We start from the raw sequence: 2,758 nt of genomic DNA, 5'->3' as shown, positions 1-2,758 counted from the left end.
AGCAAGCCGGCGAAGCGTGCCCGGGTCTGCTCGAGATCGGCGACCGCGCCGGGCTCGCCGAGGCGGGCGAGGCGGGCCGCCCTGGCCATCTGTCCGGGCAGCACCTGCAGTTCGCTCGCCGCGCCGAGCTGGAGCGCGGACAGGCTCGCATCCCGCGCCTGGTATGCGAGCAGTCCGGCGCTGATCGCCGTGCAGGCGACGAAGAGTCCGCCGAGCATGCCGAGGCGGCCGCCGGATCGAGCGGGGGGAGACGGAGTCTTGTTGGCGACCGTCTGCTCCGGCGCGGAGGTCTCGATGATCGTCTGGGCCTCGGTGCCGGCGCCGGGGGCCGGGGCTTTCTTGCCGAACGGGTTCAATGCCATGGTCGATGCTCGATTTTTCGGTCGGGTTCTTGCGGGGTGGATGCGTACGTCATTCCAGCCCGGCGTCGAGGAAGGCGGGTTGGGCGAGCAGGCGGGCGGGGTCGAGCTGCAGCCACGCGCGGCCCTGCATGTCGCGCAGGCGGCGTGCCACCCAGGGCGGGGCATCGCCGCCCGGGGCGGGCTCGAAGTCCTCGTGGCTGCGCAGGCCGCTCGAGGACGACACCAGCAGCGCGCTGTGGATGCCGTGGCGCGCACCGATCAGCAGCAGGCGCGCCCGCCCGCCGGCGCTGATCGGCGGCTGGCCGTTGAAGGCGGCGAAGTCGACCACGCCGTACAGGCTGCCGCGCACGTTGGCGAGGCCGCGGAACCAGGGGCGGGTGAGCGGCACCGCGGACAAGGGCGGCGGGGGCAGGATCTCGCCGGCCTCGGCGAGCTCGATCAACCAGTTGTCGCTGCCGCACTGGAAGCCGAGCAGGCCGCGGCGCTCGGCGCCGGCGGCCTCGGCGAGGCGACGGGCGAGGCGTTCCTGGAATTCGCGCAGGCTGCTGCGGGCCATCGAGCTCAGCCCATCGCCCGGATGCGGGCGAGCAGTTCGTCGTGGTCGACCGGCTTGACCAGGTAGTCGAGCGCGCCCTGGCGCATGCCCCAGATCTTGTCGGTCTCCTGGCCCTTGCTGGTGCACATGATGATCGGGATGTCGCGAGTATCGTCATCGCGCGAGATCGTGCGTGTGGCCTGGTAGCCGTTCATGCCCGGCATCACCACGTCCATCAGGATGAGGTCGGGGTGGTCGCTGCGGCTGCGTGCGATGGCCTGCTCGCCGTTCTCGGCGGTCAGCACCTGGTAGCCGTTGCGGCCCAGCACCTCCTGGAGGGCGAGGCGTTCGACGGGAGAGTCGTCGACCACGAGAATCTTGCGGATCGGCATCGGTCGTCTCCGGCGTGGCTCAGCCTGCGCGCGCCGCATCGCCGCCGCGCCGTGCGTGGCTGGCGACCGCCCGCAACAGGCTGTCCTTGGTGAAGGGTTTGGTGAGGTATTCGTCGGAGCCCGCCATGCGTCCGCGCGCGCGGTCGAAGAGGCCGTCGCGCGAGGACAGCATGATCACCGGCGTGGGCGACAGGCGGGGGTTCTTCTTGATCAGCGCACAGGTCTGGTAGCCATCGAGGCGCGGCATCATGATGTCCACGAAGATGACGTCGGGGTGGTGGTCGGCGATCTTCGCGAGTGCATCGAAACCGTCCTCGGCGAGGACGACCTCGCAGCCCGCCTGGGCGAGGAAGATCTCGGCGCTGCGGCGGATCGTGTTGCTGTCGTCAATGACCATCACCTTCAGGCCGGCAAGGTCCATGCTGTATTCCTGGTGGGTTGTCGGGCGGTGGCGTCCGGGCCTAGATCTCGACCATCTCGAAGTCTCCCTTGCGCGCGTTGCACTCGGGACAGGTCCAGTTCGGCGGAACGTCCTCCCAGCGCGTGCCCGGCGCGATGCCCTCGTCGGGCAGGCCCGACGCTTCGTCGTAGATGAAGCCGCAGATCAGGCACATGTAGGTCTTCCAGGGGGTATCGGCCATGTTCCAGCGTGACTCGAGGGTTGGGGGTAGAATCGACCGCCTATCTTAACGCATCCGCGCGCACCCCATCCGCGCTGCATTTCCACCTCCCATGCCGCTCGCCATTCCGGAAACTCCCCCCTGCGTGCTGTGCCTGTCGGCGGGTGACGCCACGGCCGGCGGAGGACTCGCGGCCGACATCCTGACCCTGGCGAGCATGGGCTGCCACCCGCTGCCGGTGCAGACCGCGGCGCTGGTGCGCGACACCCGCGGCATCGACGAGCTGTGGCCGGTCGCGCCCGAGCTGATCGCCATGCAGGCGCGCGCGGTGCTCGAGGACGTGCCGGTGGCGGCGTTCAAGCTCGGCTTCTGCGGCAGCGTCGAGAACGTCGCGGTGATCGCGGAGATCCTCGCCGACTATCCCGACGTTCCCCTGGTGGTCGAACCCGGCCTGCACGCCGCGGCGCTGCTCGGCGAGGCGGGCGAGGAGATCGCCGCGGCGCTCGCCGACCTGATCCTGCCGCAGACCACGCTGTTGGTGGCCGACCGCCACGAGCTGCTGCGCCTGACCGGCCTGGCCGGGGACGAGGCGGCCGAGTCCGACGAGGACGACGGTGGCGGGGGAGGCCAGGGCGAGACGGGTGGCGCCGAGCTCGACGAGGCGCTCGAGCGCCTGCTCGGCAACGGTACCGAATACGTGCTGCTCACCGGCGGCGGCGACCACGGCCCGCAGCTCGTCGACACCCTCTTCGGCAGCGAGGGCATCGTGCGCACCGACGCCGGCCCGCGCCCGGCCGCGCCCTGCCTGGGTGCCGGCACCACCCTCGCCGCCGCCGCGGTGGCAGCGAT

The 2,758-nt window shown here is 71.1% G+C and carries 5 protein-coding genes and 1 pseudogene; 1 reads left to right on the top strand and 5 read right to left on the bottom strand.

Features of this window, described 5'->3' with window-relative positions:
- The 5 genes and pseudogenes from C665_RS19045 to C665_RS19025 form a co-directional block, all read right to left on the bottom strand.
- Positions 1 to 362: pseudogene (locus tag C665_RS19045) on the bottom strand (methyl-accepting chemotaxis protein); the annotation flags it as partial.
- A 49-nt stretch (positions 363 to 411) separates the two neighbouring features.
- Positions 412 to 918 (bottom strand): chemotaxis protein CheW, encoded by a 507-nt coding sequence (locus C665_RS19040; protein WP_004327492.1) that lies wholly within the window; start codon positions 916 to 918, stop codon positions 412 to 414.
- Between the two features lie 5 nt (positions 919 to 923).
- A complete protein-coding gene (locus tag C665_RS19035; protein WP_004327488.1) occupies positions 924 to 1,289 on the bottom strand; it encodes a response regulator in 366 nt (121 codons plus the stop codon).
- A gap of 19 nt (positions 1,290 to 1,308) precedes the next feature.
- Positions 1,309 to 1,710 (bottom strand): response regulator, encoded by a 402-nt coding sequence (locus C665_RS19030; RefSeq protein WP_004327486.1) that lies wholly within the window; start codon positions 1,708 to 1,710, stop codon positions 1,309 to 1,311.
- Positions 1,711 to 1,750: 40 nt separating this feature from the next.
- The gene (locus C665_RS19025) at positions 1,751 to 1,903 is read right to left on the bottom strand and encodes a rubredoxin (RefSeq protein ID WP_004327485.1); all 153 of its coding nucleotides are present in this window, start codon (positions 1,901 to 1,903) and stop codon (positions 1,751 to 1,753) included.
- A 151-nt stretch (positions 1,904 to 2,054) separates the two neighbouring features.
- Between C665_RS19025 and thiD the strand changes: the two genes are divergently transcribed.
- Positions 2,055 to 2,758 (top strand): bifunctional hydroxymethylpyrimidine kinase/phosphomethylpyrimidine kinase (thiD, locus tag C665_RS19020; RefSeq protein WP_004327483.1); only part of this gene is annotated, 704 nt, incomplete at its 3' end.

This window comes from Thauera aminoaromatica S2, assembly GCF_000310185.1.
GTDB classification, from domain to species: Bacteria; Pseudomonadota; Gammaproteobacteria; order Burkholderiales; family Rhodocyclaceae; genus Thauera; species Thauera aminoaromatica.
Note: the sequence above shows the minus strand (reverse complement) of the source record. Positions and strands in the feature narration are given on the sequence as shown.

Excerpts from the sequence above, each read along its gene's own strand:
- C665_RS19030 (WP_004327486.1), bottom strand. The coding sequence starts at position 1,710 with ATGGACCTTGCCGGCCTGAAGGTGATGGTCATTGACGACAGCAACACG.
- C665_RS19025 (WP_004327485.1), bottom strand. The coding sequence starts at position 1,903 with ATGTGCCTGATCTGCGGCTTCATCTACGACGAAGCGTCGGGCCTGCCC.
- C665_RS19040 (WP_004327492.1), bottom strand. The coding sequence starts at position 918 with ATGGCCCGCAGCAGCCTGCGCGAATTCCAGGAACGCCTCGCCCGTCGC.
- C665_RS19035 (WP_004327488.1), bottom strand. The coding sequence starts at position 1,289 with ATGCCGATCCGCAAGATTCTCGTGGTCGACGACTCTCCCGTCGAACGC.